General features: G+C 66.9%; 22 protein-coding genes, 1 tRNA gene and 1 pseudogene. 11 read left to right on the plus strand and 13 right to left on the minus strand.

All coding sequences use genetic code 11. The annotated features are described in order from the left end of the window. Nucleotides 1-374: 374 nt before the first annotated feature. Nucleotides 375-1544, plus strand: coding sequence for a sensor histidine kinase (locus tag ACLMAL_RS12665; protein WP_411999251.1), 1170 nt, complete (start codon nt 375-377; stop codon nt 1542-1544). Continuing rightward, complete coding sequence (locus ACLMAL_RS12670) at nt 1541-2209, plus strand: response regulator (protein ID WP_411999252.1); 669 nt, start codon at nt 1541-1543, stop codon at nt 2207-2209. Before ACLMAL_RS12665 ends, ACLMAL_RS12670 begins: the two co-directional genes overlap by 4 nt. On the opposite strand, the gene ACLMAL_RS12675 is transcribed toward ACLMAL_RS12670, so the two are convergent. Continuing rightward, complete coding sequence (locus ACLMAL_RS12675; RefSeq protein ID WP_411999253.1) at nt 2149-2667, minus strand: DUF2231 domain-containing protein; 519 nt, start codon at nt 2665-2667, stop codon at nt 2149-2151. The genes ACLMAL_RS12670 and ACLMAL_RS12675 overlap by 61 nt on opposite strands. 131 nt (nt 2668-2798) lie before the next feature. On the opposite strand from ACLMAL_RS12675, the pseudogene ACLMAL_RS12680 reads away from it, so the two are divergent. Further along, a pseudogene (locus tag ACLMAL_RS12680) lies at nt 2799-3028 on the plus strand (SDR family mycofactocin-dependent oxidoreductase); the annotation flags it as partial. An 88-nt stretch (nt 3029-3116) separates the two neighbouring features. After that, a complete protein-coding gene (locus tag ACLMAL_RS12685; protein ID WP_411999254.1) occupies nt 3117-3890 on the plus strand; it encodes an ABC transporter permease in 774 nt (257 codons plus the stop codon). Between the two features lie 158 nt (nt 3891-4048). Here the strand turns inward: ACLMAL_RS12685 and ACLMAL_RS12690 are convergent. Next, a tRNA-Met gene (locus ACLMAL_RS12690) sits at nt 4049-4122 on the minus strand. Nucleotides 4123-4673: 551 nt separating this feature from the next. Here ACLMAL_RS12690 and ACLMAL_RS12695 point away from each other — a divergent pair. Beyond that, on the plus strand, nt 4674-5210 hold the full coding sequence (locus ACLMAL_RS12695; protein WP_411999255.1) for a transglycosylase family protein: 537 nt from the start codon (nt 4674-4676) through the stop codon (nt 5208-5210). 340 nt (nt 5211-5550) lie between these two features. Here the strand turns inward: ACLMAL_RS12695 and ACLMAL_RS12700 are convergent, their stop codons facing one another. Next, the gene (locus ACLMAL_RS12700) at nt 5551-8544 is read right to left on the minus strand and encodes a UPF0182 family protein (protein ID WP_411999256.1); all 2994 of its coding nucleotides are present in this window, start codon (nt 8542-8544) and stop codon (nt 5551-5553) included. Between the two features lie 218 nt (nt 8545-8762). Between ACLMAL_RS12700 and ACLMAL_RS12705 the strand changes: the two genes are divergently transcribed. Then, the gene (locus ACLMAL_RS12705) at nt 8763-9344 is read left to right on the plus strand and encodes a PPA1309 family protein (protein ID WP_328405187.1); all 582 of its coding nucleotides are present in this window, start codon (nt 8763-8765) and stop codon (nt 9342-9344) included. Nucleotides 9345-9490: 146 nt separating this feature from the next. On the opposite strand, the gene ACLMAL_RS12710 is transcribed toward ACLMAL_RS12705, so the two are convergent. Next, nucleotides 9491-10516 (minus strand): PDZ domain-containing protein, encoded by a 1026-nt coding sequence (locus ACLMAL_RS12710; protein ID WP_411999257.1) that lies wholly within the window; start codon nt 10514-10516, stop codon nt 9491-9493. A gap of 126 nt (nt 10517-10642) precedes the next feature. On the opposite strand from ACLMAL_RS12710, the gene ACLMAL_RS12715 reads away from it, so the two are divergent. The 3 genes from ACLMAL_RS12715 (at nt 10643) to ACLMAL_RS12725 (ending at nt 14438) form a co-directional block, all read left to right on the plus strand. Then, the gene (locus ACLMAL_RS12715) at nt 10643-12058 is read left to right on the plus strand and encodes a zinc-dependent metalloprotease (protein ID WP_411999258.1); all 1416 of its coding nucleotides are present in this window, start codon (nt 10643-10645) and stop codon (nt 12056-12058) included. A gap of 87 nt (nt 12059-12145) precedes the next feature. Further along, nucleotides 12146-13012, plus strand: coding sequence for a hypothetical protein (locus tag ACLMAL_RS12720; protein ID WP_411999259.1), 867 nt, complete (start codon nt 12146-12148; stop codon nt 13010-13012). An 82-nt stretch (nt 13013-13094) separates the two neighbouring features. Continuing rightward, nucleotides 13095-14438, plus strand: a complete 1344-nt coding sequence (locus ACLMAL_RS12725; RefSeq protein ID WP_411999260.1) for an ABC1 kinase family protein — start codon at nt 13095-13097, stop codon at nt 14436-14438. Nucleotides 14439-14688: 250 nt separating this feature from the next. On the opposite strand, the gene ACLMAL_RS12730 is transcribed toward ACLMAL_RS12725, so the two are convergent. The 5 genes from ACLMAL_RS12730 to ACLMAL_RS12750 form a co-directional block, all read right to left on the minus strand. Then, nucleotides 14689-15012, minus strand: a complete 324-nt coding sequence (locus ACLMAL_RS12730) for a WhiB family transcriptional regulator (RefSeq protein WP_406232413.1) — start codon at nt 15010-15012, stop codon at nt 14689-14691. A 139-nt stretch (nt 15013-15151) separates the two neighbouring features. Then, the gene (locus tag ACLMAL_RS12735) at nt 15152-15484 is read right to left on the minus strand and encodes a hypothetical protein (protein WP_411999261.1); all 333 of its coding nucleotides are present in this window, start codon (nt 15482-15484) and stop codon (nt 15152-15154) included. A 115-nt stretch (nt 15485-15599) separates the two neighbouring features. Then, entirely contained in the window at nt 15600-17753 is a 2154-nt protein-coding gene (locus ACLMAL_RS12740; RefSeq protein WP_411999471.1) for an ATP-dependent DNA helicase UvrD2, read from the minus strand. 203 nt (nt 17754-17956) lie between these two features. Continuing rightward, nucleotides 17957-18433: a MarR family winged helix-turn-helix transcriptional regulator gene (locus ACLMAL_RS12745; RefSeq protein WP_411999262.1), complete on the minus strand. Its 477-nt coding sequence runs from the start codon at nt 18431-18433 to the stop codon at nt 17957-17959. Next, complete coding sequence (locus ACLMAL_RS12750) at nt 18430-18912, minus strand: EVE domain-containing protein (RefSeq protein WP_411999263.1); 483 nt, start codon at nt 18910-18912, stop codon at nt 18430-18432. Before ACLMAL_RS12750 ends, ACLMAL_RS12745 begins: the two co-directional genes overlap by 4 nt. A 116-nt stretch (nt 18913-19028) precedes the next feature. Here ACLMAL_RS12750 and ACLMAL_RS12755 point away from each other — a divergent pair, with 116 nt between their 5' ends. Next, the gene (locus ACLMAL_RS12755; protein ID WP_406239814.1) at nt 19029-19259 is read left to right on the plus strand and encodes a mycoredoxin; all 231 of its coding nucleotides are present in this window, start codon (nt 19029-19031) and stop codon (nt 19257-19259) included. 76 nt (nt 19260-19335) lie between these two features. Here ACLMAL_RS12755 and nudC read toward each other — a convergent pair whose 3' ends face one another. Both nudC and ACLMAL_RS12765 read right to left on the minus strand, forming a co-directional pair. Beyond that, on the minus strand, nt 19336-20235 hold the full coding sequence (gene nudC / locus ACLMAL_RS12760) for an NAD(+) diphosphatase (protein ID WP_411999264.1): 900 nt from the start codon (nt 20233-20235) through the stop codon (nt 19336-19338). Between the two features lie 61 nt (nt 20236-20296). Next, the gene (locus ACLMAL_RS12765; RefSeq protein ID WP_328405204.1) at nt 20297-21349 is read right to left on the minus strand and encodes a potassium channel family protein; all 1053 of its coding nucleotides are present in this window, start codon (nt 21347-21349) and stop codon (nt 20297-20299) included. Nucleotides 21350-21488: 139 nt separating this feature from the next. Here ACLMAL_RS12765 and ACLMAL_RS12770 point away from each other — a divergent pair, with 139 nt between their 5' ends. Next, nucleotides 21489-21899 carry a hypothetical protein gene (locus tag ACLMAL_RS12770; RefSeq protein WP_411999265.1) on the plus strand — a complete coding sequence of 137 codons (411 nt, stop codon included), beginning with the start codon at nt 21489-21491 and terminating at the stop codon, nt 21897-21899. Here the strand turns inward: ACLMAL_RS12770 and ACLMAL_RS12775 are convergent. Both ACLMAL_RS12775 and ACLMAL_RS12780 read right to left on the minus strand, forming a co-directional pair. Next, a complete protein-coding gene (locus ACLMAL_RS12775) occupies nt 21856-25848 on the minus strand; it encodes an ATP-dependent helicase (RefSeq protein WP_411999266.1) in 3993 nt (1330 codons plus the stop codon). The two genes, ACLMAL_RS12770 and ACLMAL_RS12775, sit on opposite strands and share 44 nt — an antisense overlap. A gap of 489 nt (nt 25849-26337) precedes the next feature. Continuing rightward, a partial coding sequence (locus ACLMAL_RS12780) for a PD-(D/E)XK nuclease family protein (protein ID WP_411999267.1) occupies nt 26338-26653 on the minus strand: 316 nt, incomplete at its 5' end.

The raw sequence follows: 26653 nt of genomic DNA on the forward strand, positions 1-26653 counted from the left end.
ACTCATCGCCCTGGCCCGCCGCCTTATCGACGTCATCTGGGCGCTCATCCGCGACAACCGCACCTTCACCATCGAGGCACCAGCCCCGATCAGCGCTGCGGCTTGACACCATCATTGAAACTCCTTCACTTTCCCGCCGATCACGGCCACGCTACGGACTGCGGCCATGACAGTCATCGCGCCGCCGAGGGACACACCGTCCCCCACGCGGGGGACGCGCGGCGCACCGTCCGAGGGCAGAGTTGACGCACAGCAGCTCCGGCGAGGTGCGTCGGCGGCTGGGTAGGATCGCCCGCGAACAACTCGGCCGGTATCGGTGCGTTCGTCGGATCGGGCCGACCGATACTGCCGGATGATGTGGGAGGTGGCGGCCGGTGGACGTGAGCAGGTCGTTGGCCCGCCAGTCGCTGGTGGTCGCGGTGGTCGCCGCGACGATCGACACTGTGGTCCTGGCCCTGTGCGGCGTCTTCGCCGTAGCGCCGTGGCAGGCGACCGCAGTGGCGGTCGGTGTCGCCGCCGCCGATCTCGCCCTGGCCGCGCCGCCGCGTACCGCAGGCATCGTTGCGGTCGGCCAGGTTGCCCTGAGACTGCTCGAGGCGCTACTGCTGCATCGGCACGGCTTCGCGGCACGATTCGCGGATGTCGGGTTCCTGGTCGCCGGTTATCGCGCAGGCGCGTGGATGACGGGCCCGACATCCGTTTCGACAGTCCTCACACTGTGCTCCGGTTTCGCGGGCGCGCACCTGCTCGTCGGCAGCACCACCTCACACGACTGGCGGCTGCTGCTTGCGACGACGGTGTCGGTGGGTGTGGTGCCCTGGTTGGTCGGCCGATACACCGCGGCACGTGGCGCGTATATCGCAGAGCTCGAGCAGCAAGCGCAGTTGCGCAAGCAGGAACAGCAGGCCGCGCTCGAGCGCGCGGTCGCCGATGAACGCGCCGCCATCGCGCGCGATCTGCATGACGTGATTTCCCACCATGTCAGTGCCATCGGCATCCATGCGGGCGCCGCGCGAATCGCCCTTGCCGACTCCGGAAATGGTCCGGCCACCAAGTCTTTGACCGCGGTGGAAACGAGTAGCAGGGCCGCGATGGTCGACCTGCGTCGGCAACTGGATCTGCTGCACGGCCGCGACGACGACGGCCGGCGCCAACCCGGGCTTGCCGATATCGACGGCCTGATCGAGCACGTGCGCTCGGCCGGGATGACGGTCGAAGTCACCGTATGTGGGTCAGCCGTGCCACTGCCGGATTCGCTGAACATCACCCTCTATCGAATCGTGCAGGAAATGTTGACCAACGCACTACGCCACGGCGATGGCGAAAACGCATGGCTGGATGTGGAATACCGGCCGAACCTGATCATGATCGAAACGACGAATCCGATCATGGCGGGCACGGCGATCGACAACGCCTCGATGCCGCGCGGCATCGGTGGCATCCGACGACGCGCCGAACTCTTCGGCGGCGAGCTCCGGTGCGGTCCACAGTCGAATAGAACTCGTTGGCACAGTGCGGTTTCGGTCCCGATCGGAGGATCGTGAACGCACCGATTCGAGTATTGATCGCCGACGACCACAGCATGTTCCGCTCCGGCCTGCGCGCCGTCGTCGACAGCCAGGCGGATCTCGACTGTGTCGCCGAGGTGAGCGAGGGCCGGGCCGCGATCGCCGAAATCGCCAGGCTGCGACCGGATGTCGCGATCCTCGATGTGCGGATGCCGAAGCTGGACGGGCTCGCCGCCACCGAGGTCATCGTCGCCGCAGGCGGCACCCGTGTCCTCGTGCTCACCACCTATGACAGCGATGCCAACCTCTACCGCGCCCTGCAGGCAGGTGCGAGCGGCTTCCTGCTGAAAAGCCTTCCGCCGGAAGAACTCGTCGCCGCGATCCGGATCGCGGCTCGCGGCGACGCTCTGATCGATCCGTCGATGACCCGCCGCTTGGCGACGCGGTTCGCGGGCAGCCTCGCGCCGCCACGCACTCCGCCGCAGGTGCAGCAGCTCACCGCACGGGAGCACGAAGTGCTGCTACTGCTCGCCGACGCGCGCAGCAACGCCGAGATCGCCTCGTTGCTCGGCGTCGGTGAGGAGACGGTCAAGACCCATGTCTCCCGCATTCTCGCCAAACTCGGTGTCCGCGACCGGATTCACGCGGTCGTGTTCGCCCACAAGCACAGGCTGGTCCCCGCCGGCCCGTCACAGCACTGATCGATCTGGGCTCCCCACACGGCGCGGGTGCCGGAGTCACCCACTCGATACGCCTGCGTGCAGGCCGCGATGCCACAGCCGACCGCCAGTACCGCGAGGAGGGCGGTGAGGGCCCGGGTCGGCGGCTTGTCGCGTTCCTCGCGCAGATGAATAGCGAGGAGCAGCGCAGCGACCAGCAGCAGCGGGACGACGAAGTAGATCATCGTTCGGCCGAGGTCGGCGTGGGTCTCGATGGCGGGTGAGGAACCGAGTCGATGCTGGAGTGATGCACCGGCGTCGGTGGTGAGCGGAGTCAGCGCGACCGTCACCGCCGCGAGGGCGGTGACCAGCCAGATCAATCGGCGACGCGCCGCGGGCCATAACCCGGACAGTATCAACAATGCCGAGGTCAACGGCACGAACACCACGATCACATGAACCAACAGCACGTGGGCGGGCAAACCGTTGATCGTCGACATGAGGGCATCTCCTCGGTTCTCGACCGCTGCCGCGGTATCGGCCCAAGTATCTCCCTCACCTCACGCTGTACGGCGGTGCACGGTTCATCGACGTGTCAGGAATATGACGAGGACTCGAACCGGACCGACCGCTGGCCGGAAAAGTCGCCTATGTGACGGGCGCCGCTCGCGGACAGGCCGTTCGCATGCGATCCACCTTGCCCGCGCAGGCGCCGACATCGTCGCCGTCGATGCCTGTGCGCAGATCGCGACGTTCAGTGGCTACCCGATGGCCGAACCGGGGGACCTCGCGGAAACCGCACACCTTGTCGAAGCCGAAGGTCGCAAGATATTCACCGCGCAGGTCGACGTGCGACAAGGGCTTCCTCGCTCGGTGAGACCAGGTCGGTGCCCGGCCAGGTCCGTCCGCGCCCACCTCTTGCGATGACAATGGGCGGTGTGAATGTGACATGAACGGGGTGATCACGCCGGGCCTCGGGCTGGCCGTGGTGTGCACGATCATGGTCGCCGGCGCGGTGGTGGTGTATCTGGCCGCTGGGCTCGGCGATGCGGCAACCGTGCCGCGCGCGGCACTGCGCGGCACAGCTCAATTGGCGGTTATCGCGCTGGTCCTGGCCGCCGCACTCGCGCACTTGTGGTCCTCGATCGTGGTGCTGGTGGTGATGTTCGGCGCGGCGGTCGTGACTTCGGCACGGCGCTCGAACGCCGGTCGGTCGGCGGCGTGGTTGGCGCTTGCGATCGGATGCGGGCTCGGCAGCGTGTTGCCGTTGCTGCTCGTCAGTGGTGTTGTCCCGTTCGAGAGTGTGGCGTTGGTTCCGATCGGCGGCATCGTGCTCGGTGGGACCATGACCGCGACCTCGTTGGCCGCCAGGCGAGCGCTCGATGCGATCGAGCAGCGGTGGGGTGAGGTCGAAGCCGCGCTGAGCTTGGGATTGAGCGAACGCGACGCACGGCTGGAGGTGGCCCGGCCGACCGCGGCGGACGCTTTGCTCCCCGGCGTGGACCAAACCCGCACCGTCGGCCTCGTCACCCTGCCCGGTGCCTTCGTCGGCGTCCTGATCGCGAGCGGCTCGGCCATCCAGGCGGGAGCCGTGCAGATCCTCGTGCTGATCGCCCTGCTCCTCGCGCAATCATGTGCCGTCGCGATCACGATCGAACTCGTCTCCCGAACCAAGATCCGCCGGGCGACCAGACGGGGAGTCGGCCGCACTTCGTCCCGGTGATGCCACGCATCTGGCGTTCGATAATCGTGTCCGGCTCGAGAAGCCTCCAGCAGCAGTGATCGGTCGGCCACGCTTCGGTCGCCTTCGACCGTGCGGACTGCGCTTCCAGCGCACAGAAAAATGGCCCGGAACTGTGCGTTCCGGGCCATTTGCCTTTGTAGCGGGGACAGGATTTGAACCTGCGACCTCTGGGTTATGAGCCCAGCGAGCTACCGAGCTGCTCCACCCCGCGTCGGTAAACACAACATTACACACGCCTACGCTCAGATGGCAAATCGCCCTCCGAACAGGAGGTTTCCGCCGGCCCGGCGACATCGACGCAGGCCGAAACAGCAGCGGGAGCGGCCACGGAGTGACGCAGCGCATGCCCAGCCCGGCCGCGCTTATTCACGGGTTCGGGATGGCGCCGCCGAGGGGATGCGCGCACACGACACCCTTTCGGCAAGGCATTCAAACGTGACTCGGATCACTATTTCGTAGTGATCTCGACCACATCACGAGACTATAACGGACCGTTCAGAACCGATTCAAACAGCATTAACAACCAGCGCAAATGCCGATTATGTGCCATTCCGCTTCATAAAATTCTGACGTTATCAAGACGTGATCTGTTGAGATTTCTTAGTTACCGTCGGATCCACGGCCCGGATCAAACGTGATGGGCACGAACTCGAACCGTCGAACACCGGCAACCCTGTCCCGCGGTTCGAGGATCCCCGACTCCTGGGGACAGGGACGCGGCGGAGTTTCGCCACGTCGGCGGGCGCAGGGAGGGAAAATACTATGTCTCAGAACCGGAAGTTCAGCACCCGCGCCCTCGGCTTCGTGGCCGTCACCGGCGCTCTCGTTGCGGTACCGTTCGGTCTTTCCACCGCCACCGCGTCGGCAGCGCCCACCCACAACTGGGACGGCGTCGCACAGTGCGAGAGCGGTGGCAACTGGGGGATCAACACCGGCAACGGCTACTACGGCGGCCTGCAGTTCTCGCAGAGCACCTGGGCGGCCAACGGCGGCCAGGGCTCGGCGCACACCGCCAGCAAGGCCGAGCAGATCCGCGTCGCGGAGAACGTGCTCGCCACCCAGGGTCCTGGCGCCTGGCCCACCTGCGGCGCCTACCTCAGCGGCGGCGAGTCGGCTGACGTTGCGCCCGAGCCCGCCGCAGAGCCGGAGCCCGCCGCCCCGACCATCGACAATGCCAAGTCCGTCGTCGACCAGGCCAAGAGCACCGGCAACGAGCTCGCCAAGCATGCCGGCGTCGAAGATCAATACCAGGCAGTGCTCGAGCAGAACAGCGCACTGATCAACTCGCTGTTCAGCTGATCTTCGGTCCCGGCTTTCCGGATCCGATGCAAGAGCGGCCCCGTCACCGACCCCTCGGGTGATGGGGCCGTTCTCGCGTTCACGGGGGTCTTTGCGGGATCATGCAGCCCTCCGTCGAGGCATGGTGGACATGCCGCCTATATCCCGCCACCAATTCCGAACCCGATCGGGATGCCGCACCCACGCGTCTGGGATATCCATCTCTGGATCAACCAACGAGGCAGCACGGCAAAATATGCTGCTCGACATTGCCTGAACAGGTTCTACCGCGGTGCGCGGCGCTGCCACCGACAGGGAGGCAGCGCCGCATGCTGTGCGTGCACCCGAGCTGACGTTCGGGTCAGCGACCGGCGTCCTGGTATGCCTTGACTGCGGCCTCCAGTTCATCCAGCGCCTTGCCGAAGTCCTGGAAGTTGCCCGTGCGCATGGCATTACGCACATTCTCGAGCTTCCGATTCAGCTCCGCTGCGGCGGCGTCCTTCGCGGCCGATGAGCCCAGTGGGGGGGTCACGCCGGCAGGCGGCGGGGTGACACCAGCAGGCGGTGGCGTGGCGGCCTCCACCGGTGGTGGCACGGCACCGGGTACCGGTCGCGACGCGGGATCACCCCCGAATGGGGTAGCCAGCGCACCGGCTCCGGGCACCACCTGGTTCAGCGCCTCGGCCAGGGTCGAGGCGTAGCCAACCTTCACACTGCCCGCCGCGTCACGGTAGCTCACCAGCACCCGCAGCAGCTGCGGGAAAGTGGAGGTACTCGGCCCGGTATTCCGTTCGTTGTAGAACGGCTCCACGTAGAGAATTCCACCATCGGCAATCGGCAAGGTCAGCAAATTGCCATACTTGATCTTGTTCGAGTTGGATAGCAGGGTCTTCTCGCGTGAGACGTCGGGCGCAGTCGTCATTCTGTTCTGTGTCTGCTGCGGGCCCAAGGTCTGGGTGTCGGTCGGCAATCGCAGAACAGTGAATTTGCCGTAACCATCCGGATCCGACCGGACAGAGATATACGCGGACAAGAACTCTCGGTTGTAACCGACCATGGCGCTGGTCAGGTTGAACACTGGCTTGTTCGTCTGCGGATCGCCCAGCAGCACATAGAACGGCGGCTGTTTGAAGTTGCCGCCACCGTCTACGGTCGGGTCGGACGGCACGGACCAGAACGCATTGTTGGTGAAGAACTCTCGTGGATCGTCTACGTGATATTTGGTCAGCATGTCGCGCTGCACCTTGAACACATCTTCCGGATACCGGAAGTGGGCCCGCAACTCCGGTGAGATCTCGCTCTCCGGCTTGACCGCGCCGGGGAACACGCCGCGCCATGCCTTCAACACCGGGTCGGAGGAATCCACCTCGTACAGGGTCACCGTGCCGTCGTAGGCGTCGACAGTCGCCTTCACCGAGTTACGGATGTAGCTGACTTCCTTGCGCGGCAGCAGCCGGCCGGTCTTCTTGTCGATGCTGTCCTCCGCGCCCTCCAACGAGGTGCTCTGCGCGTAGGGATAGTTGTCCAGCGTGGTGTACGCGTCGACGATCCACTGGATCCGGCCGTCGACGACCGCAGGGTAGGCGTTCCCATCGGTCGTCAGCCACGGCGCCACCTTCTGCACCCGATCGCGCGGGCTGCGGTTGAAGATGATCTTGGAGTCGTCGCTGATGGCCGAGGAGAACAGGATATTGCGCTCGGCGTACTTGGCCGCGAAGGCCAACCGGTTGAACCAGTTGCCGATCGGTACTCCACCCTTGCCGGTGTAGGTGTACTGCGCGGTGTCGGAGTCGTATTCGCGCGGACGCTGGCCCGCCATCGAGCCGACAATGGCGTAGTCCGGATTCGCCTGCGAGATCAGCTCGCCGTAGTACACCCGCGGCTGGTCGACCTTGATCCGCTGCTTGTCCGTCGGGGTGAACAGGTCGCTGACCATGAAGATCGGATAGCCGCTATCGCTGCTGCCGCCGGTCGCGTTGGGATCCTCGGACTGCGGCTTGTTGACGCGGTTGGCCGGGGCCGCGACGAAACCGTTGCCGTGGGTATAGACGGTGTGGCGGTTGATCCAGTCGGTCTGGTTGCCGCTCAGCGCCGCGGGGGACAGCTCACGGGCTGCGACGATGTAGTCCTGGATATCGCCGTCGATGTTGTAGCGGTCGATGTCGAGCGACTCGGGGAAGCCGTAGAAGTTCTTCAGCTGCCGCAGCTGAGTGAAGGTGGGCGACAAGATGTTCGGATCGAGCAACCTGGCATTGCCGATGGTCGCCGCGTCGACCGGGACGTCCAACGGGTTCTTGCGGCTTTCGCCCTTGTAGTCCTTGTAATCGATCTTGTCGTTGGTGATGCCGAACGCCTGCCTGGTGGCGGCGATATTGCGTTCGATGTACTCGCTTTCCTTGTCGGCAGCGTTCGGACGCACCGAGAACTGCTCGACAACCAGCGGCCACACCGCGCCGACCAGGATCGACGACAGCACGAGCAGAGCCGCGGCCATCGCGGGCACCCGCAGATCGCGCAGCACGATGCCAGCGAAGAAGGCCACCGCACAGATCACCGCGATGGACAGCAGGATCAGCTTGGCGGGCAGCACGGCATTGATGTCGGTGAACGAACCACCGGTGAAGGTGGGCTCCTTACGGCTGCTGGAGAGCAGTTCGTAGCGGTCGAACCAGTACGCGATGGCCTTGAGCAGCACGAAAAGCCCGGCAAGCACGGCAAGTTGGATGCGCGCGGGACGAGTCAGCGTGCCTTCCCGACCGGAAAGACGCAGCCCACCGAAGAGGTAATGCGTCACCAGGCTTGCAAAGAACGCGATGACGACAGCGACGAACAACCAGTTCAGCACCATCCGGTAGAAGGGCAGATCGAACGCGTAGAACCCGACGTCCAGGTTGAACTGCGGATCCTTCTGCCCGAACGAGCCACCGTTGAGGAACAACTGCACGGTGACCCAATTCGACTGCGCCACCAAACCGGACAGCAGACCGAGCAGCACCGGGATGCCGATGCCGAACAGCTTCAACCTGCTCATCACGGTGGTGCGGTAGCGCGCGATCGGGTCATTCGGGCCCGCGACCGGAATGAAGACCGGACGAGTCCGATAGCCCAGCAGCAGCGCCAGCCAGGCGACGAGGCCGACGAACACCGCGACCACCAAGAACAACAGCAATCGGGTGCGCAGGACAGTGAGATAGACGTTCCGGAAGCCGACCTCGCCGAACCACAACCAGTTCGTGTACGTGTCGGTCAGTCGTGGTCCCAACAAAAGCAGCGCCGCCACAATAATGGCCGCCACCAGCAGCACTCGGCTGCGTCGGGACAACGAAGGTAAGCCGGTGGGGGGCCGCATGCCCACGATGCCACTCTCCAAGGTCCGGCGGCACTCGCACCGATATTTCGGCCGATGCGCCGCAGTCCGATGTTGCCGGTGGTCCTTGCGGACCCTCTTCCGCGCCCACTCTACGGAATCGGACACCGTTCAGACGGCAGGGCCGGAATTGCGCAGACCAGAAGGGCTGCCGCTTACCCGGACCGGCGATCCGCGATCGACCGACCGTTTGATTGGATGTTTGTGTGACCGCTGACCTGCACGCCGAACTCGTCCTCGCCCGCTCCGTCCGGGAGGTGGCCGAATTCGTGGACGCCGAGGGCTGGGGGCACCCGCCGCAGATGTTCGCGCTGGTACGCACCGCCGATCTGGTCGCGGCCGAGCCCGGCCTCATCGATGAGCTCGATGACGGCAACGAGCTGACTCCCGTTGCCCAGGAATCCTTTCCAGACGACGTGACCGGCGGGTCGATGGCACTCGACGAGTTCCTCGCGACCACAAGCTGGCCCGACGCTGTGGAGGGCTGTGTACTGGTGCAGGAGATCGTGGTGCTCCCACCGGACGCCGAGAGCACCCTCGATGATGCGCTTGCACCACTGCTCGCCGATCACGATGCCGCCGACGCCGCCGCGCGTGCAGCTGCCGAGGCGCACCCGGAACGTCGTGAGGCGCGGCTGTTCGCGGCAGTGCTGCGCGAGGGCACATCGCTGGCGCTGCTGCAGGTGCGGCCGGAGGACGAAGCGGAAGACTTCGGCGACCTGGACCTGCGCACGTACCCGAACCTGGCACCCAACGTCATCGAAGCCCTGCTCCACACGTTCGAGTAACCGCCCATGGCTGTGCGACCGAGCGCAGGCGCCGCAGCCGCAGGAACGCCAGGGCGAACGCACGCAACTCCGCCGCAGCAGCGCCGGGGCGAGCGAAGGCCAGGCAGCCGCAGGAGCGCCGGGGCGAGCGAAGGCGAGGCAGCCGCCTAATTGCAGGAGACTGTCGGCTTCCCCGCGTTGATGTCGTTGAGCGACGCGACGGCGCCGTCGAGGTTTTCGACCTTCACCAGGCGCAGGCCGTCCGGGATGCGCTGCTTGGCCTCGTTGCAGTTGGCGGCCGGGACGAGGAAGGTTTCCGCGCCCGCGTCACGGGCGGCCATCATCTTGTATTGGATGCCGCCGATCGGGCCGACCTTGCCGTCCTGGTCGATAGTGCCGGTGCCCGCGACGAACCTCCCGCCGTCGAGTTCACCGGGTGAGAGCTTGTCGATCAGCGCGAGGCTGAACATCAGGCCTGCCGAGGGACCGCCGATGTCGGCGAGGTTGAAGGTGACCTGCATCGGGGGACGCGCGCCTTCGGTCGGTGTCAGACCGAGATAGCCCTTGGCCGCGTCGTCCGGACGGGGGGCAAGGGTGATGTTCGCGCTCTGCTCGGCATTGCCGCGCCGGAACACCACGGTGATCTGGGCGCCGGGCGGTTGCGAGGACACCGCGGCAACCACGTCCTTCGGCGTGCTGACCAGTGCACCGTTGATGCTGATCAGCTCGTCGCCAGCGGCGAGCACGTCCTTGGCGGGGCCGTCGTCGCCGACCTTGCGCACCAGCACGACCGTCGGCAGGTGCAGATGATGCAGCGCGGCCATCTCGGCGTTGCCCTCGGAGTCCTTGAAGTCCTGCTGGTTGTTCTTGTCGATTTCCTCACGCGGCACTCCGGGCGGATAGACCTCGGCGCGCGGCACGAGGCCGTGTTCGCCGCTGACCCAGAAGCCGAACGCTTCGAAAACGTTCAGCCCGTCGCGCACCGAAACGGTGGTCATGTTCAGGTGCCCCGTGGTGGGGTCGAGCACCGCACCCTGTACATCGACGACCTGTTTGCCCTCGACCTCGCCGAGCGTATTGAACGTCGGCCCTGGTCCGAGTGCGACGAACGGCACAGTGAAGACGCTGCCCGCGACACCGAGCACGAGCACCGGGACGAAAGCGGCAACGAGGGTGAGGATCCGTCGATTCACCTCGACCACAGTAGTGATCGCCGCACCGATGGGCGGCGCAGGCGTGCGTTTACCACGTCCGGGTGTCCTCTGATTTCGCGCCGCGCGAACACAAGACCCTTATGCCGCACGCGTAACGTAAGGGGTATGAGCGACCTCCCCTTCGGATTCTCGAATCGCGATGACGACGACGCGCGCAAGCGTGGCGAGGAGCCGGGCGGTCCCGATGCGAACAACCCGCTCGGCTTCGGTGCGGGCGGCTTCGACCCGTCGCAGCTCGGGCAGATGCTGACCTCGCTCGGGCAGATGCTCAGTGGCATGGGGCAGCCGGGGTCGGCATCGGCCGGTCCGGTGAATTACGACGTCGCCAAGCGGCTGGCCCGGCAACAGCTCGGAGCCGACCTGACTCCGTTGACCTCGGGCGCGGCCAGCGCCGTGACCGATGCGGCGCACCTGGCCGAGGTGTGGCTCGATGGCGCGACCACCTTGCCCGCCGGTGCGGCCAAGACTGCGGCGTGGACGGCCAACGACTGGATCGAGGAGACGCTGCAGACCTGGAAGCGGCTGTGCGATCCGGTGGCCGAGCAGATCTCGGGCATGTGGACCTCGCAATTGCCCGAGGATGCAAGGGAATTCGCGGGTCCGATGGTGGGCATGCTCAGCCAGATGGGTGGCCTCGCCTTCGGATCACAGCTCGGGCAGGCGCTCGGGCAGCTGGCCAAGGAAGTGCTGACCTCCACCGACATCGGTCTCCCGCTGGGACCGAGCGGCACCGCGGCGCTGCTGCCGGCGGCCATCTCGGAGTTCAGCACCGGGCTGGAGCAGCCGGAGAGCGAGATCCTGGTGTTCCTGGCCGCCCGCGAGGCGGCCCATCAGCGACTGTTCGGTCATATCCCGTGGCTGCGCCAGCAGGTGCTCGGCGCGGTCGAGGACTATGCGCGCGGCATCAAGATGGACTTTTCCGCGCTGGAGCAGGCGGCGCAAGGCATCGACCCGATGGCACTGAGCGATCCCTCGAAGCTCGAGGAGATCCTGTCGCAGGGCACCTTCGAACCGCAGACCACCCCGGAGCAGAAGCAGGCCCTCGAACGGCTGGAGACGCTGCTCGCACTGATCGAAGGTTGGGTCGAGGTCGTCGTCACCGAGGCGGTCGGCGATCGCCTGCCCGGCGCGGGTGCACTCGCCGAGACGCTGCGCAGGCGCCGCGCCACCGGCGGCCCGGCCGAGCAGACCTTCGCAACCCTGGTCGGCCTGGAGTTGCGGCCGCGCAAACTGCGTGAGGCGGCGGCGCTGTGGCGGCGTTTGACCACCGACGCGGGTATGGAGGCACGGGACGGCATCTGGGCGCACCCGGATCTGCTGCCGGATTCCGACGATCTCGACTCCCCTGCCGGCTTCATCGACTCGGTGATCGGCGGCGGCGCCACCGCGTTCGACGATCCGCTGGCCCAGCTGGCCGCGACCGAGGCCCGCGAACGCGACGAGGCCGAGCGCAAGCAGGCCGCGTCCGACGAGCCCGGCACCGGCGGTCCCGACCTCGGCAAGGACAGCGACAAGTCCTGAGAGTGTCCTGTAGATACCGCGGATCCCTGTGGATAACTGCAGGTTTCGCGGTGTCTGTGGCTTTGGCTGGTCCGCATACTGCTGGCCATGACAACAACAATCCGCCCTCACGGTCCGATGCTGCATCCCCGGGTGACGATCCTGGTGCGCCCCTCCGGTGTGGTCCAACTCGGCTGGGACCCGGAGGGCGCACTGCTGCTGCACCCGGCCGAGCTGACCGTCGACACCGTGCTCGCCTTCCTGCGCCTCTTGGACGGACTACAGACCAGACCGCAGCTCATCTGGCGAGCCGGAGAACACGGCATCGCACCGGAGCGTGCGCTTGCACTGCTGGCCGAGATCGACGATGCGGGCCTGCTCGTGCACCACGGCGACACCGCAGGACCCGTACGTGCCGTGCGCGTGCACGGGCTCGGTCCGCTCGCGGACGCGGTATCGGCCGGACTGCGCGGGCTCGGGCTGCGGCCGAGCCGCTCCCGTGACTACCGCCCCGACGCCACGATCACCGGTTGGCGGGCCGATCTGGTAGTGCTCACCGACTCGCTTGTGATAGATCCGCGTCTCGCCAATGACCTGGTGCTGCACCGGATTCCGCATCTGCACGTCCGCATCCGTGACAACAAGGGCGTCATCGGGCCGCTGGTGCTGCCCGGGATGACCAGCTGCCTGCGCTGTGTCGACCTCATCCGCTGCCGGTACGACCCGGATTGGCCGTTGCTCGCCGCACAACTGCTCGGCCGGGTCGGGCACGCCTCGCCCGCAGGTATCGCGGCGACAACGGCGTTGCTGCTCGGCGAATTCGAGGCGATCCGCAGTTGCTCGCCCCGGCACGAACTGGCCACTCTGAATTCCACCGTCGAGCTCGATCTTGCTTCGCATGTGATCGAGCAGCGCGAGTGGCCGCCGCACGCCGCCTGCGGATGTCGCGGAATCTCCGCTGGTCCGACTACATGATTGTGGCAATTCTTACACTCTGCCAAGGAAAGGCCGCACATTGCGATGGCACAGTGACGGGTCTGTCCGCCATGATGGGTACGTGTCTGAGATTGTGCGTCGTCGCTCATCCCGCAATGCCAAGTTAGCCAAGATTCCGCTGGGGATCGCAGGACGAGCCGCCGTAGGGTTCGGTAAGAAGCTGGCCGGTGGCGACAAGTCCGAGATCAACGCCCAATTGAACCAGAAGGCCGCCGAACAATTGTTCACCGTGCTCGGTGAGCTCAAGGGCGGCGCGATGAAGTTCGGGCAGGCGCTGAGCGTGATGGAGGCGGCGGTCCCCGAGGAGTTCGGCGAGCACTATCGCGAGGCGCTGACCAAGCTGCAGGCCGCCGCACCCCCGATGCCTGCCGACACCGTGCATCGGGTGCTCGACCAGCAGCTCGGCACCCAATGGCGGCAGCGGTTCCAGTCCTTCGACGACACTCCGGCCGCGTCGGCCAGCATCGGCCAGGTACACAAGGCGGTCTGGTCCGATGGCCGGGTTGTCGCGGTGAAGGTGCAGTATCCCGGCGCCGACGAGGCCCTGCGCGCGGATCTCAAGACACTGTCACGGATGACGGGTCTGTTCGCCTCGGTGATTCCTGGCGCCGACGTGAAACCACTGCTCGCGGAGATCACCGCGCGGACCGAAGAGGAACTGGACTACCGCAACGAGGCAACCAACCAGCGGGCATTCGCGAAGGCGTTCGACGGGCATCCGGAGATCGTGGTGCCCAAGGTGGTGGCCAGCGCACCGAAGGTGATCGTCACCGAATGGCTCGACGGCACCTCCGTCTCGGCGATCATCAAGCAGGGTGCGCAGGATCCCGAGGGCACCCGTGTGCTGCGCAATCGCGTCGCAGGTCTGATGGGCAAGTTCCACTTCTCCTCACCCGAGACCGTCGGCCTGCTGCACGCCGACCCGCATCCCGGCAATTTCATGATGCTGCCCGAGGGCAAGCTGGCGGTCATCGACTTCGGCGCCTGCGCACCCATGTCCGACGGCTTCCCCGAGGTGCTCGGCCGCATGCTGGCGCTGGAGGTGGAGGAGCGCTTCGACGAGCTGACGGAACTGATGTACGACAACGGCTGGGTGATTCCCGGTCGCACCGTCACCGATAAAGAGATCGCCGACTATCTACGGCCGTTCACCGACCCGGTGCAGACGGATTCGTTTCACTTCACCCGTAAGTGGATGCAGCGGGTGGCGGGCAAAGCGTCCGATCTCGCGAGTCCCGAGATGAAGACCGCACGCGCCCTGCAACTGCCCGCCGAATACGTGATGATCTTCCGCGTCCTCGGCGGCTCGGTCGGCATCCTGGCCCAGCTCGACGCGGAACTGCCGTTCATGCAGTTGGTGAAAACCTGGATGCCGGGCTTCCGGGAAGAGCGCACGGCCAGCTGACCTTCGAAAAACGTACGGGCCGTTCACCACTGGCCGATGTCGACGCAAAAGAGCCGCCCACCTGATCTCGAGGTGAGCGGCTCTTGTGCTTTCTCGTTCGTGGGCCCCGATCCGGAGTGAATCGACCGGATGGGCCTCAGCGACCGGAGGGAGGGAGGGCACGAGCCTCAGCGTCATGCCTGCGCCTCGCTGACGCTCGGCTCAGGCATGACGCCGGGGCGCTGCGCCGATGTGAGCTCGCGACGCTCGCTCATGCCGAGATCGCGACCTTGCGCGGACGTCCACGCGGGCGCTTCCGGGCGATCACGACACCCTGGTCGAAGATCTCACCGCCCCAGACACCCCACGGCTCGCGCCGATCCACGGCTGCGGCCAGGCAGCCCTTACGGATCGGGCAGGACTCGCACAGCGCCTTGGCCTGCTCCAACTGGGTAGGGCTCTCGGCGAACCAGAGATCGGGGTCTCCGGCTCGACAAGGCAGGACCTTCGTAACCTCCCGAGTGCGGGTAGGCAGTGCCACGGTTCGGCATGTCACGCCAGCGGTGGCCTGCGGCCAGCTCTCTGCGGTGAACACGTCGTTCTCCTTCAGCTCGTTTGCAGCGGTTCGTTTCGTTTCTTCTGCGAAACCGGTGCCGTCCGGCTGAAGGGCCGGGAAAAAATACTGGCCACGGTTTCGCTTCGGGCGATCCGTGGCCAGGAGGTCGGGGTGTTCCCTACCTAGGTCGACATCTCTGTCGATTCCTGATCACGGTCGCTGGGTGTGCGGTGCGGAGGCGTGCTGCCTGCAGGTCTGCCGGTGCATAGCCGGCTTCGAATGCGTCGGTGCCGACGGCTGCTTTCGCAGCTGCCGGGTGCCAACCCGCGCTTGGCTTGTCCTGCGTGAGGGTGCAAATGGGGGAATGCATGTGCGTAAATTGCGCCCGCTCCCCGAATACACCGACGCCGGACAGACCGATCCCCTGCAAAGCGAGGATCCCCCGGGAGGCCGACATGACGGGTGCATTCACCGCAACGTCGTTCGCGTCGAAGTTCATGTAGTCGTTCATTGGTCTGCCTCCCTCCTTAACTCGTTGTCTGTTCGCTGAACTCTGCGCGCCGAGATGACCTCCCGGTGCGTGATTCCCACCATATGCAATGTCGGCAGAACCGACAACCTATTTTCTACCTGCGGTTTTGTGGGCTTGACCGCAGCCGGGACGCCACGATGGCGAGCACATCCGCGCCGTACTGATCGAGCTTCTTCGACCCGATCCCGGGGATCGCCGCCAGCGCATTGTCGTCGCCGGGCAGTTGCTCGGCGATCGCGGTGAGTGTGGTGTCGGTGAATACCACGAACTCGCGAACCTCCAGTGCCAGCGCTTTCTCCTCCCGCCACGCCTGCAGCGCCGCAAGTAGCTCGGCGTCCAATTCCGCCGGGCAGCGCCGACAGCGACCGAGCATCGTGGCGTAGGTGCCGATCAGCGGCTTGGCACAGACCCGGCAGGACGGGCGAATCCCGTTCGAGGTGGCACCGGAGGCTGGCGCGGCGATCCGCGACGCGGGGGAATCGTCGGGGACCAGGCCATTGAGGAACCGGGAGCGCCGACGCGTGCGCCTGCTGCCCTCGCTGCGCGACAGCGCCCAGGACAGCTGCAGGTATTCGCGGGCCCGGGTCACACCGACGTAGAGCAGGCGACGTTCCTCTTCCAACGCCCCCTCGTCGGCGACCGAGCCGTTGTCACCGAGCACATGCGCGATCGGCAGCGTGCCGTCGGCGAGGCCGACCAGGAAAACCGCGTCCCACTCCAGGCCCTTCGCTGCATGCAGCGACGCCAGCGTCACGCCCTGGACGGTCGGTGGGTGCCGTGCTTCCGCGCGGGCGCGCAGTTCATGCAGCAGAGCGGGCAGGTCGAGCTGGTCATCATGACCGACGAGCTCCTCGGTCAGCCGCACCAGTGCGACCAGTGACGACCAGCGCTCCCGCGCCTGCGCGCCCGCCGGTTCGGCAGCGGTGAGTCCGAGCGGGCCCAGCACCGCCTTGACCAGGGTGACCAGGGCGCTTCCGCTGCGCGCCTGGTCGGGCAGATCGTCGCGGGCTGCGGCCGTGCGCAACGCTTGCACGGCCTGCCTGACCTCGGCTCGCGCGAAGAAGCCCTCACCGCCGCGCAGCTGATACGGGATGCCGAGTTCGGTCAGTGCCTGTTCGTAGGCCTCCGACTGCGCGTTGATGCGATACAGCACCGCGATCTCCGCGGCGGGCATGCCCGCCTCGATCCGCCGTTTGATGAACCGCGCCACGGCGGCGGCCTCGGCAGGGGCGTCGTCGTATTCGGCGAACACCGGTTCGGGCCCATCGGGCCGCTGACCGATCAGCTGCAGCCGGGTGCCCGCGATGCGGCCACGCGCGGCGCCGATCACTCGGTTGGCCAGCGACACCACCTGCGGGGTCGAGCGATAGTCGCGTTCCAGCCGGATCACCGTCGCCTCGGGGAAGCGCCGGGAAAAGTCGAGCAGGTAGGCGGGAGTGGCGCCGGTGAAGGAGTAGATCGTCTGGTTCGCGTCGCCGACCACTGTCAGATCATCACGTTCGCCGAGCCAGGCGTCGAGCACCCGCTGCTGCAGCGGGGTCACGTCCTGGTATTCATCGACAACGAAACTCCGGTAGCGACCGCGGAATTCGTCGGCCACCGATGGATAGTCCTCCAGCGCGGCGGCGGTGTGCAGCAGCAGGTCGTCGAAGTCGAGCAGCAGGCCCTCCGGCGAGGTCTTGAGTGCTTCGTAGGCGAGGTAGACCTCGGCCACCCGCGCCGGGTCGCAGGGCGGCTCACGCCGATGCTTGGCCACCGCCGCGGGGTAGTCCTCCGGCGCGATCAGCGAGGCCTTCGACCATTCGATCTCGCTGAGCAGGTCGCGAACGCTGTCGGTGGCCGAGGAGAGCCCGGCCTTGGTCGCGGCCTGCGCCACGATCGGGAACTTGCGATCGATCAGCTGCCACGGCACCTCGCCGACGACCTGTGGCCAGAAGTACTTCAGCTGGCGCAGTGCCGCGGCGTGGAACGTGCGCGCCTGCACCTGATTCGCTTCGCCGCCGAGCCCGAGTTCGCGCAGTCGGCCACGCATCTCCCCTGCTGCGCGCGCGGTGAACGTCACCGCGAGGACCTGGTCGGCCTTCACGTGCCCGGCCGACACCAGATGCGCGATCCGGTGGGTAATGGTCCTGGTCTTCCCGGTACCTGCGCCCGCGAGCACACACACCGGCCCTCGCGGCGCGCGCACGGCGGCGGCCTGCTCCGGGTCGAGGGCGGCGAGGTCGAGTGCTGGCACGGGCTCCATCATGACAGCGCCGACCGACAAGACCGCGCCTGCCGACGGCGAGGCGAGGCCGACAAGCCGAGCAGCCGCAGGCATCGGGCAACTCACTCAACTGCCGCTCGCGGCCTTCGCTCGGCGACTTTGCCCGATATCTGGCGCTCTACCTGGCCTCATGGATGGGCGGTGCGGTGCCGCGCATCGACGGACGGATGCCGCCGCGGCCCGAGTCAGCGGGTCGTGCGGTCGCGCAGTTGCGTGAGCGCGCCGGCGAAGGCGCGCCCGTCCGCGCCGAGCGGAGCGAAGAATTCGCTGTCGCAGTCCTCGACCGCGGCCAGGGCCCGATTGACCAGCGTCGCGCCGGTCTCGGTCGGCATCAGCGCCTTGGCCCTGCGGTCGTGCGGATGGTCTCGGCGTTCGATGAGGCCCTTCTGTTCCAGCGCGCGCAGGACTTGCGAGGTCATCATCGGGTCGGTGGCGGCATGGTCGGCGAGGTCGCGCTGCATGACCGGCTCTTCCGTGCGGGCCGCCAGATAGGTCAGCGACGCAAGCAGGACGAACTGGACGTGAGTGAGGTCGAAGGGGGCCAGAGCCGCGCGCTGGGCCGCCTGCCAGCGATTGGTCACTTGCCAGAGCAAGAGCCCTGGGCTTTCGTCGGCCTCCGCGAACCTGCTGCGCAGGCCCTTGTCGGATCGGTCCGCACTCATTTGCCTCCCTCAGCGCCGTCGAGCATGGCGTGTGCGATCAACGCGTAATCGTGTGCACTGAGTTCTATCAACCCACGACGCAGCACCATTCCCCAGTTCGGCACGCTGGTGAGCTCGAGTTCGGCGCGCAGGCTGTCGATGGGGACTTCCCGTGCCTCGGTCCGGTAGCTCACCGACCGGCGCCACGGCTGGAAGCAGCCGCCGCCGGGAACCTGCTGCGGGTCGGCCTGCCATACCGGCCGGTCGTCGATGGTGCCGAGGGCGGTGAACGCACGGATCGGCGCGCCTGCCCGCATCCCTTCGCGCGGCGAGTAATAGATGAACCCGTCGCCGGGGCCCAACCGCTCCACCGCGGACCGCTTGCCGTGGTTGGCCTGCGCGATGCCGAGCTCGACCCCGCGGCGGACATGTTCCCTGGAGACGACGCCGAGCCAGTACCTCGTCGCCGTGACGGACCGGGTCTTTTCGATGCTTGCCATGCATTTAGTATGCGCGCATATTAAATGCATGGCAAGCGCCGACACGCGGACAATGGAACAGGAACGAATCACCGGGCGTTGCAAGATCCGTGACTGACGCGACGCCTGACCTGACGATGTACTCGACCACCTGGTGCGGCTATTGCCGCAGGCTGAAGACCCAGCTGGACGAGGCCGGAATCACCTATGTCGAGATCGACATCGAACAAGACCCGACATCGGCCGAATTCGTCGGCAGTGTCAACAACGGCAACCATGTGGTGCCGACGGTGAAGTTCGCCGACGGCTCCACCGCGACCAACCCGTCGCTCGCCGCGGTCAAGTCGGCACTTGCCGCAATCGCCTGACGGCCCATAGATCCGAATAGCACATCCGCGCGGACCGAATGCGGCCCGCGCGGATTCGCGTGCTCGGCGCCCACAGTCAGTCGAGCGCTGCCCAGGATTCGACAATGGTGCGGGCAATAGAGATCGAGCCGGGCAGCAGCAGTCGCGTGTCCTCGGTCTTGGCCGACCAATCACCCGCCGACAGTGCCTCGCGCACCTCGGCGCGGGTGAACCAGTGCGCCTCGGCGATCTCACCGTCGGAAAAGACCAGTGGCTGTTCGGGATCGGCCACCGCGGCAAAGCCGAGCATCAGCGAGCGCGGGAACGGCCACGGCTGGCTGCCGAGATAGTGAATGTCGCGCACATCGAGGCCGACTTCCTCGAGCATCTCGCGCTCGACGCAGCGTTCCAGCGACTCGCCCGCCTCGACGAAACCGGCAAGCAGCGAGAACAACGACTGCGGCCAGCTGTGCTGACGTGCCAACAGCACCCGATCGCCGCCATCGTGGATCAGGCAGATGACCGCGGGATCGATGCGCGGGAATTCCTCGTATCCGGACTCGGTGACCCGCGACCAGCCGCCCTTGGCCGAGACCGTGACGGCGCCGTCGGCGCTGTTGAAACCGGCTTTGTCATGCCAGTTCAGCAGGGCAACAGCGCTGGAGAGCAGGCCCGCGGTGAAATCGTCGACCCCGCCGGCCATGGCGCGCAGGTCGGTCAGCGATCCGGTCAGCTCGGGATCGCGCACCGCCCACAGGTGGATGCCTTTGTCGATACCGAGGAACACCGCCGCCGGGCTCGGCTCGGCGGCGAGTTCGATCGCCGACTCCAGCACCAGCGCGCCGTCCTCGAACCTGACCTGACCCCGCCGGTTCACCCGTAGCAGCTTGGCGTCGGCCCAGCCTTCCTTCAGCGCCTGCGCGTCGGCCCTGACCTCTTCGGCTCGATCGACGACGGAACGGGACAGCAACGGAACACCATTGAGCTGAAATGCCACGCTTCGAGACTAGCTGTCGCTCGGAACGCCGCTTCTCGCGCAGGTGCCGGGCGCACCGATGTCACTTGGACACGCGACGAATGTAGAGCAATTTGTCACCGGCCTCGATGGCGTCGACCTCGGGCTCACCGACCCGGATCAGCTCACCGCCCCGCACAACACCGAGCACGATGTCGCTGAGATGCCTCGGCGAGCCGCCGATCTCGGAGGCCTCGACCTCGCGTTCGGCGACCGCGAATCCCTGTTCGGGGGTGAGCAGGTCCTCCATCATTTCGACGACGGTCGGCGTCGTGGTGGAGATGCCGAGCAGCCTGCCCGCGGTCTCTGAGGACACCACCACCGAGTCCGCGCCGGATTGGCGCAGCAGATGGGTGTTTTCGGCCTCGCGGATGGCCACCGCGATCTTGGCCGCCTTATTGAGCTCGCGAGCGGTGAGCGTGACCAGGACAGCGGTGTCGTCCCGGTTGGTGGCGACCACGACAGCCGCCGCATTCTGCGCACCGGCCAGCCGGAGCACATCTGATTGGGTGGCCGAGCCGTGCACCGTCACCAGCCCGGCACTGGCGGCGGCCTCCAGCGCGACGACATCGGTGTCGACCACGACGATGTCGGCGGCCTGCACACCGTCGCCGATCATGGCGTCGATCGCGGTGCGACCCTTCGTGCCGTATCCGACGACCACGGTGTGATTACGCACGCTGCGCCTCCAACGCTGAATCTTGAATGCCTGCCGGGAGCGTTCGGTCAGCACCCCGAGTGTGGTTCCGACGAGCACGATGAGGAAGAGAATGCGCAGCGGCGTGATGATGACGATGTTGGCCAGCCGCGCCTCGGCTGTCACCGGAGCGATATCGCCGTATCCGGTGGTGGACAGCGACACCGTCGCGTAATAGAACGCGTCGAGGAACGACAGCTCGTCACCGGAATTGTCGTGGTATCCGTCGCGCCCCAGGTAGACCACCAGTGCCGCGCTGAACAGCAGCGCGATCGCGAAGGCCACCCGGCGCGACAGCGAAATCCATGGGCTCGTCTGTATTTCCGGAATGCGCAGCACACCCACCAGCGCGAAATCCGGGCGGTCGGACACTCCTGGCCTGGCTCGATCACCGAGCACCGGACTCACCCACCCTGTTGCTCGCCGAGATCGCTGTCCCCGGCTCTGCTTGTCCCTCCGGCACAGCACGGGAGCCTACCCGGTTAGCGCGGCGATGCCCGATCTCGACGCAAACAGTGGGCGGATGCAAGGGTGAGGCATGGCAGACAACGCTCTCGTCCCCCTCGACACCGGCCGGCGGCCCGCACTGATGCTCGCAACACTGCTGTTCGGATCCGGCGTATTGCACTTCGTGTGGCCGAAGCCGTTCGATTCGATCGTGCCGCGCGCGCTGCCGGGCCGGGCCCGCGATTACACCTACGCCTCCGGTGTCGCCGAACTCACCGTCGCGGCCGCGCTCGCTCTGCCGCGCACCCGCGGCTTCGGGGGTCGGCTCGCGGCGCTGCTGTTCATCGTCGTGTTCCCCGCGAATGTGCAGATGGCCGCCGACGTGCTCGGCAATCCCAAGTCGCCGCGAGCATTCAAGATCGGGACGGTGCTGCGACTGCCGCTGCAGCTGCCGCTGATCACTCAGTCACTGAAGGTGAGCCGACAGGCGCGGCGCTCCTGATCAGCTCGGCCAATTCGTCGGGGCCGGGCAGGGCGACCGGCGCGATGGTGCGTCCGGAACGCACGTAGTGGAAAGCGGCGCCGACGCGGTCGAGCATCTCCCGCTCGGTGCCGCCTTCGCGGGCCGCCATCAGCCGCGCCCAGGCCAGCCGGTACACCGCCAACTGCATTGCGACAGCGGGCTCCTCGGCGGCGCTCGGCTCGGCGCCGGTCTTCCAGTCCACCACGATCCAACCGCCGCCCGGCTCGGCGAACACCGCGTCCATCCGACCGCGGATGACGGTGCCCGCGAGGGAGGTTTCGAACGGGATCTCCACCTCGAGCGGGCTGCGGTGCGCCCATGGCGAGTTCAGGAATGCGTCCTGCATCCTGGTCAGTTCCGCGTCCACGCCTGCGTCGGCGGCACTGCTATCGGCGGCACCCGGCAGTTCATCGAGACCGAGTAGCCGGTCGGCGCCGAACCACCGTTGCACCCAGGCGTGGAATGCGGTGCCTCGGCGCGCCAAGGGATTCGGCGGAAATGGGAGCGGACGGCGCAGGCGCGCAGCGAGTTTCGCAGGGTCGGCGCGCATCTCGACGAGCGCGGTCGCCGCGATCTGCCCCGGCAGTTCCACCACCTGCGCGATCGATAGAGCCGCTTCGTGTTCGGCTAGGAGGGCGTCGACGTCGGCAGCCCAGCCGTCGGGGTCGTCGTCCGCACCGGTTGGGTCCGGGTTGCCGCGGTCGCCGTCCGCTCCAGCCTGGTCCGGGTCACCGTCGGCTACGACATGCTTCGGGTCCTCGAAGTCGCGGTCGACCCCGGACAGCTTCAGGCCGCCGGAGTCGCCTTCCACTCCGGCCCGTTTCGGGCCATCGGCATCGGCATCGGCATCGGCATCGGCATCGGCATCGGCATCGGCATCGGCATCGGCATCGAGCAAGGCTCGCGTGTCGGTGGGTCCGCCTACTATCACTGCTATGTCGTCCGAAGCGTCGATCTCCACCATCAGCTGGAACTGCACGGGATCGACTGCGGCAGTGGCAGATACCGACTCTCTTTGTGCGAGCAGCTCTTCCAGGGCGGCGCGGACCAGTGCCGCGCCTTGCTCGATGGGGTCGCGATGGTTGCCGAGTGGGTCGCGGGGCCACTCGGCGGTGGCCGGGTTGTCGGTGAAAGGGTTGACGGCGTCGACGGCGGGCGGGTCGTCCCAGCGGTCGATCTCGACGGCGCCGTTGGCCGGGCTGTCGGGGGACTCGCCGGCGTTTTTGAGTTCGAGAAGAAAATCGGACGGGCCCTTGGGGGTGGTGCCGGTCTCGGCCCAGTGGTGGGCCGAAACAAGTAGCACCCGTTCGGTTCTGGTAAGTGCGACGTAGAACAGGCGGCGGTCTTCATCGAGGCGACGGCGGTCGAGAGCTTCTTTGTGCGCTTTGATCGCGCGGTCCAGATCGGCGCGGTCGTAGAGGTCGGACAGGTCGAGGACCGGAACGCCTTCGGTGGCGTCGTCCTGTTGGCGATCGCCGCGCAAAGTGGTCGGCAGTTCGGCAAGCGCGCCGAGCCAGCTGCCCGAGGCCGCTCCGGACGGGAACACGCCGCGCGCCACGTGCGGGACGGCGACGATCTCCCATTCCAGCCCCTTCGCGGCATGCACCGTCAGCACCTGCACGCGATCGCGGGCCACCTCGATCTCACCCGGTTCCAAACCGTTCTCCACCGATTCGGCCGCGGCGAGGAAGGCAAGCAAGCCGCTCAGCGACGCCCCCGAATCACTGGCATACCCGGCCACCACTTCGGCGAAGGCATCGAGATGCTCGCGCCCGGCGCCTGCACCCGCCATGGCCCGCCTGGCCTGGGTCTCCACCCCGACCCCGATGGTGCGTTCGACGTCGGCGACCAGTTCCGCGAGCGGCTGGCCGCTGCGCTCGCGCAGCGCGGCGAGTTCGCGGCCGAGCGCGACGATCCGCGTGAACCCCGACTCCGAATACTGTTCCTGTGGACCGGGATCGGCGATTGCATCGGCCAACCCGGCTTGTTCGGACGGTTCCGGCGCCACCTCGCGCAGCGCCGCGGCAAGGGTTGTCGAATCGGTGATCTCGTTGGCATCACCCGCGGTGAGTCGACTGATCGATAGGTCGCGGGCGCGACGAGCGAGCGCCGCGATGTCCGCGACCCCGATCCGCCAGCGCGCGCCGGTGAGCACCCGCATCGCCGCACTGCCCGCGCCCGGTTCCGCGATCAGCCGCAGCGTCGCAACGATATCGGCTACCTCCGGTGTCGCGAGCAACCCGCCGAGACCAACAATCTCCACCGGAAGTCCCTGCTCGCGAAGAGCTTCCGCGAGTGGGGCGGCGTCGGCGTTGCGTCGAACGAGCACCGCAGAGGTGGGTGGCGGTTCGGCGGCAGCACGACGCACCGCCCACTCGTCGGCAATCCGCACTGCCACCCAGTCCCGTTCGTCGGCAACGGTTTCGGTCAATGCCAATGCCACTACGCCCGACTCCGCATCAGGTTTCGCGCGCAACGCATCGACAGTCACCCCGCCCGCATCGATCGCACTGCGCCGCAACGGTTCCGCAACCAGGTTCGCCAAGGCGAGCGCCTCCGGCGGATTCCGCCAGCTGGTCAACAGCGGCAGAGTCGGCGCGGGAACACCAGGGGCGGCGGGAAAGTCGGTCGCGAACCGCGGCAGGTTAGCTGCGGAAGCACCGCGCCAGCCATAGATCGACTGCATCGGATCTCCGACCGCCGTCACCGCCAACCGCCGCCCGACCTCCCCTGCGTGCACGAAATGTGATGAGCTGTCGGCAATTTCTGGAGCAGCGGACCGGAAATGGTCAACAGCGCCAGAGCTCGGGTCGAAATCCCGTGGTCGCTCAAGATCCGGCGGGGGTTCGAAATCCGGCGGGGGCTCGAAATCGGGGGGCGGGGCAAGGTCCGATGCGGGTTCGAAATTCGTGGGCGGCTCGATCGCTGGGGACTGGGCACGGCGGGGTGGCTCGACGGCGGTCGGAGGTGCAGCGGTTGTCGAGGCTCGACCGGGTTGCCGCTGTTGCTCGGCAGGTGATGTACCGCCGAACAATGCGGAAAGCAGGACGCGCTGGGCGTGGCCGGTGTCCTGGTATTCGTCGAGCAGGACCAGACGGAAGCGGGCCCGTTCGGCGGCCGCGACCTCGGGGTGCTCGGCGGCGAGGCGGGCGGCCAGGGACATCTGGGCGCCGAAGTCCAGGGCGCCGCGGCGGCGCAGCGCCTCGGCCAGTTGCTGCACCAGCGGCAGGAGTGCGACGCGTTCGCGTTGCACCTGAACGATATTGAGCAACGTCTGGCTCGGCCCCCCACGCTGGCGCGGGCCTGCGGGCAGCGTGAACACCAGTTTTTCGAGTTCGGTGTGCGCTTCGGCCAGCTGTTCGGGTTCCACCAGGTGTTCAGCGAGCTGTCCGGACAGCGCGAGCACCGCCTCGGTCACCGATACCGGGGTGCGCTCAGTATCCAGGTCACCGTCCCAATTGCGCACCACCTGGTGTGCGAGCTGCCAGAGCTGGGTTTCGGTGAGCAGCGTCGCCGAGGGTTCCACCGGAAGTAACAGTCCGTGTTCGGTGAGCAGCCTGCCCGCATACGAGTGATAGGTGCTGATCTCCGGCTCGGCACCAGCCAACTGCGCGCGCAATTCGCCACTGACATCGAGATCGCGCAACAGCGGCGACCCGGCCAGCCTGGCCAACCGAGTACGAATGCGAGAGGTCAACTGCTGTGCGGCTTTTCGGGTAAAGGTCAACCCGAGCACCGCATCGGGCAGCACCAGTCGATTGGCCACCATCCAGACCACCCTGGCGGCCATGGTCTCGGTCTTTCCTGCGCCCGCACCGGCCACCACCAGTGTCGGCCCCGGCGGAGCCGCGATCACCGCAGCCTGTTCATCGGTAGGCGGCGGCAAACCGAGCGCCTCCGCCAACCGATACGGCGTCACCCGACTCACGACGGTGCCTCGCGACCACGCGACACCGCAGCCGCCGACGGCCCCGCGCCGACGGCCCGATCGTCGCGCTCGCTCACATTCGCACCCCGACCACCACCCGACACCACAGCCAGACCGGCTCGCTCCCCCACACTCACACCCCAACCACCACCCGACACCACAGCCAGACCGGCTCGCTCCCCCACACTCACACCCCGACCAACACCGGGCACCGCAGCTCTCATAGTCACAGCACGGATGCCCCTGTCTGAGAGCTGTCTCACGATTTCACCTCGCCGAAACCCGGCATCGCCAGCGTCGAAGCCCCCACGCAGGTCTGGTCGCTACGCACCCTTGCTGTTCCACCTCGTCGACGGCTGACACCGCAGGTCCCGTGAGCCCCGAGCCCGTGGTCCATTCGCTGCGGGTCGGTCGACCACTGCGCCGCGCCGGCACACGACACCACAGCTCCAGACGGACCCGCGCCAACGGCCCGCTCGAGGTACTCCCTCACTCGTCGGTCACCTGCCTCCCGGTGTCCTGGACCGGGCAGCTGCCCGCGACCGCGCAGTGCCTGCAGCCATCGTTGCGCATGGCGAGGTAGCTCGGCCCCTGGGTCGCGGCCGCCGCGTCGTGAATGGTGCCGCGCCATTTCTCCAGAGCTTCGGCATCCAGCGGCAACTGCATCCGCTGGGTCGCGCCTTCTTTGCTGCTCGGCTTGGCGACGTAGACCAAGCGTGCACCGCCGGGCTCTCCCATCGGAGCATTGGTTTCACCGATGGCCGGGCCGGGAGCCTTACCGAATTCACCTACGCCACCACCGGAC

It is taken from the genome of Nocardia sp. CWNU-33 (genome assembly GCF_046764895.1).
Lineage (GTDB): Bacteria > Actinomycetota > Actinomycetes > Mycobacteriales > Mycobacteriaceae > Nocardia.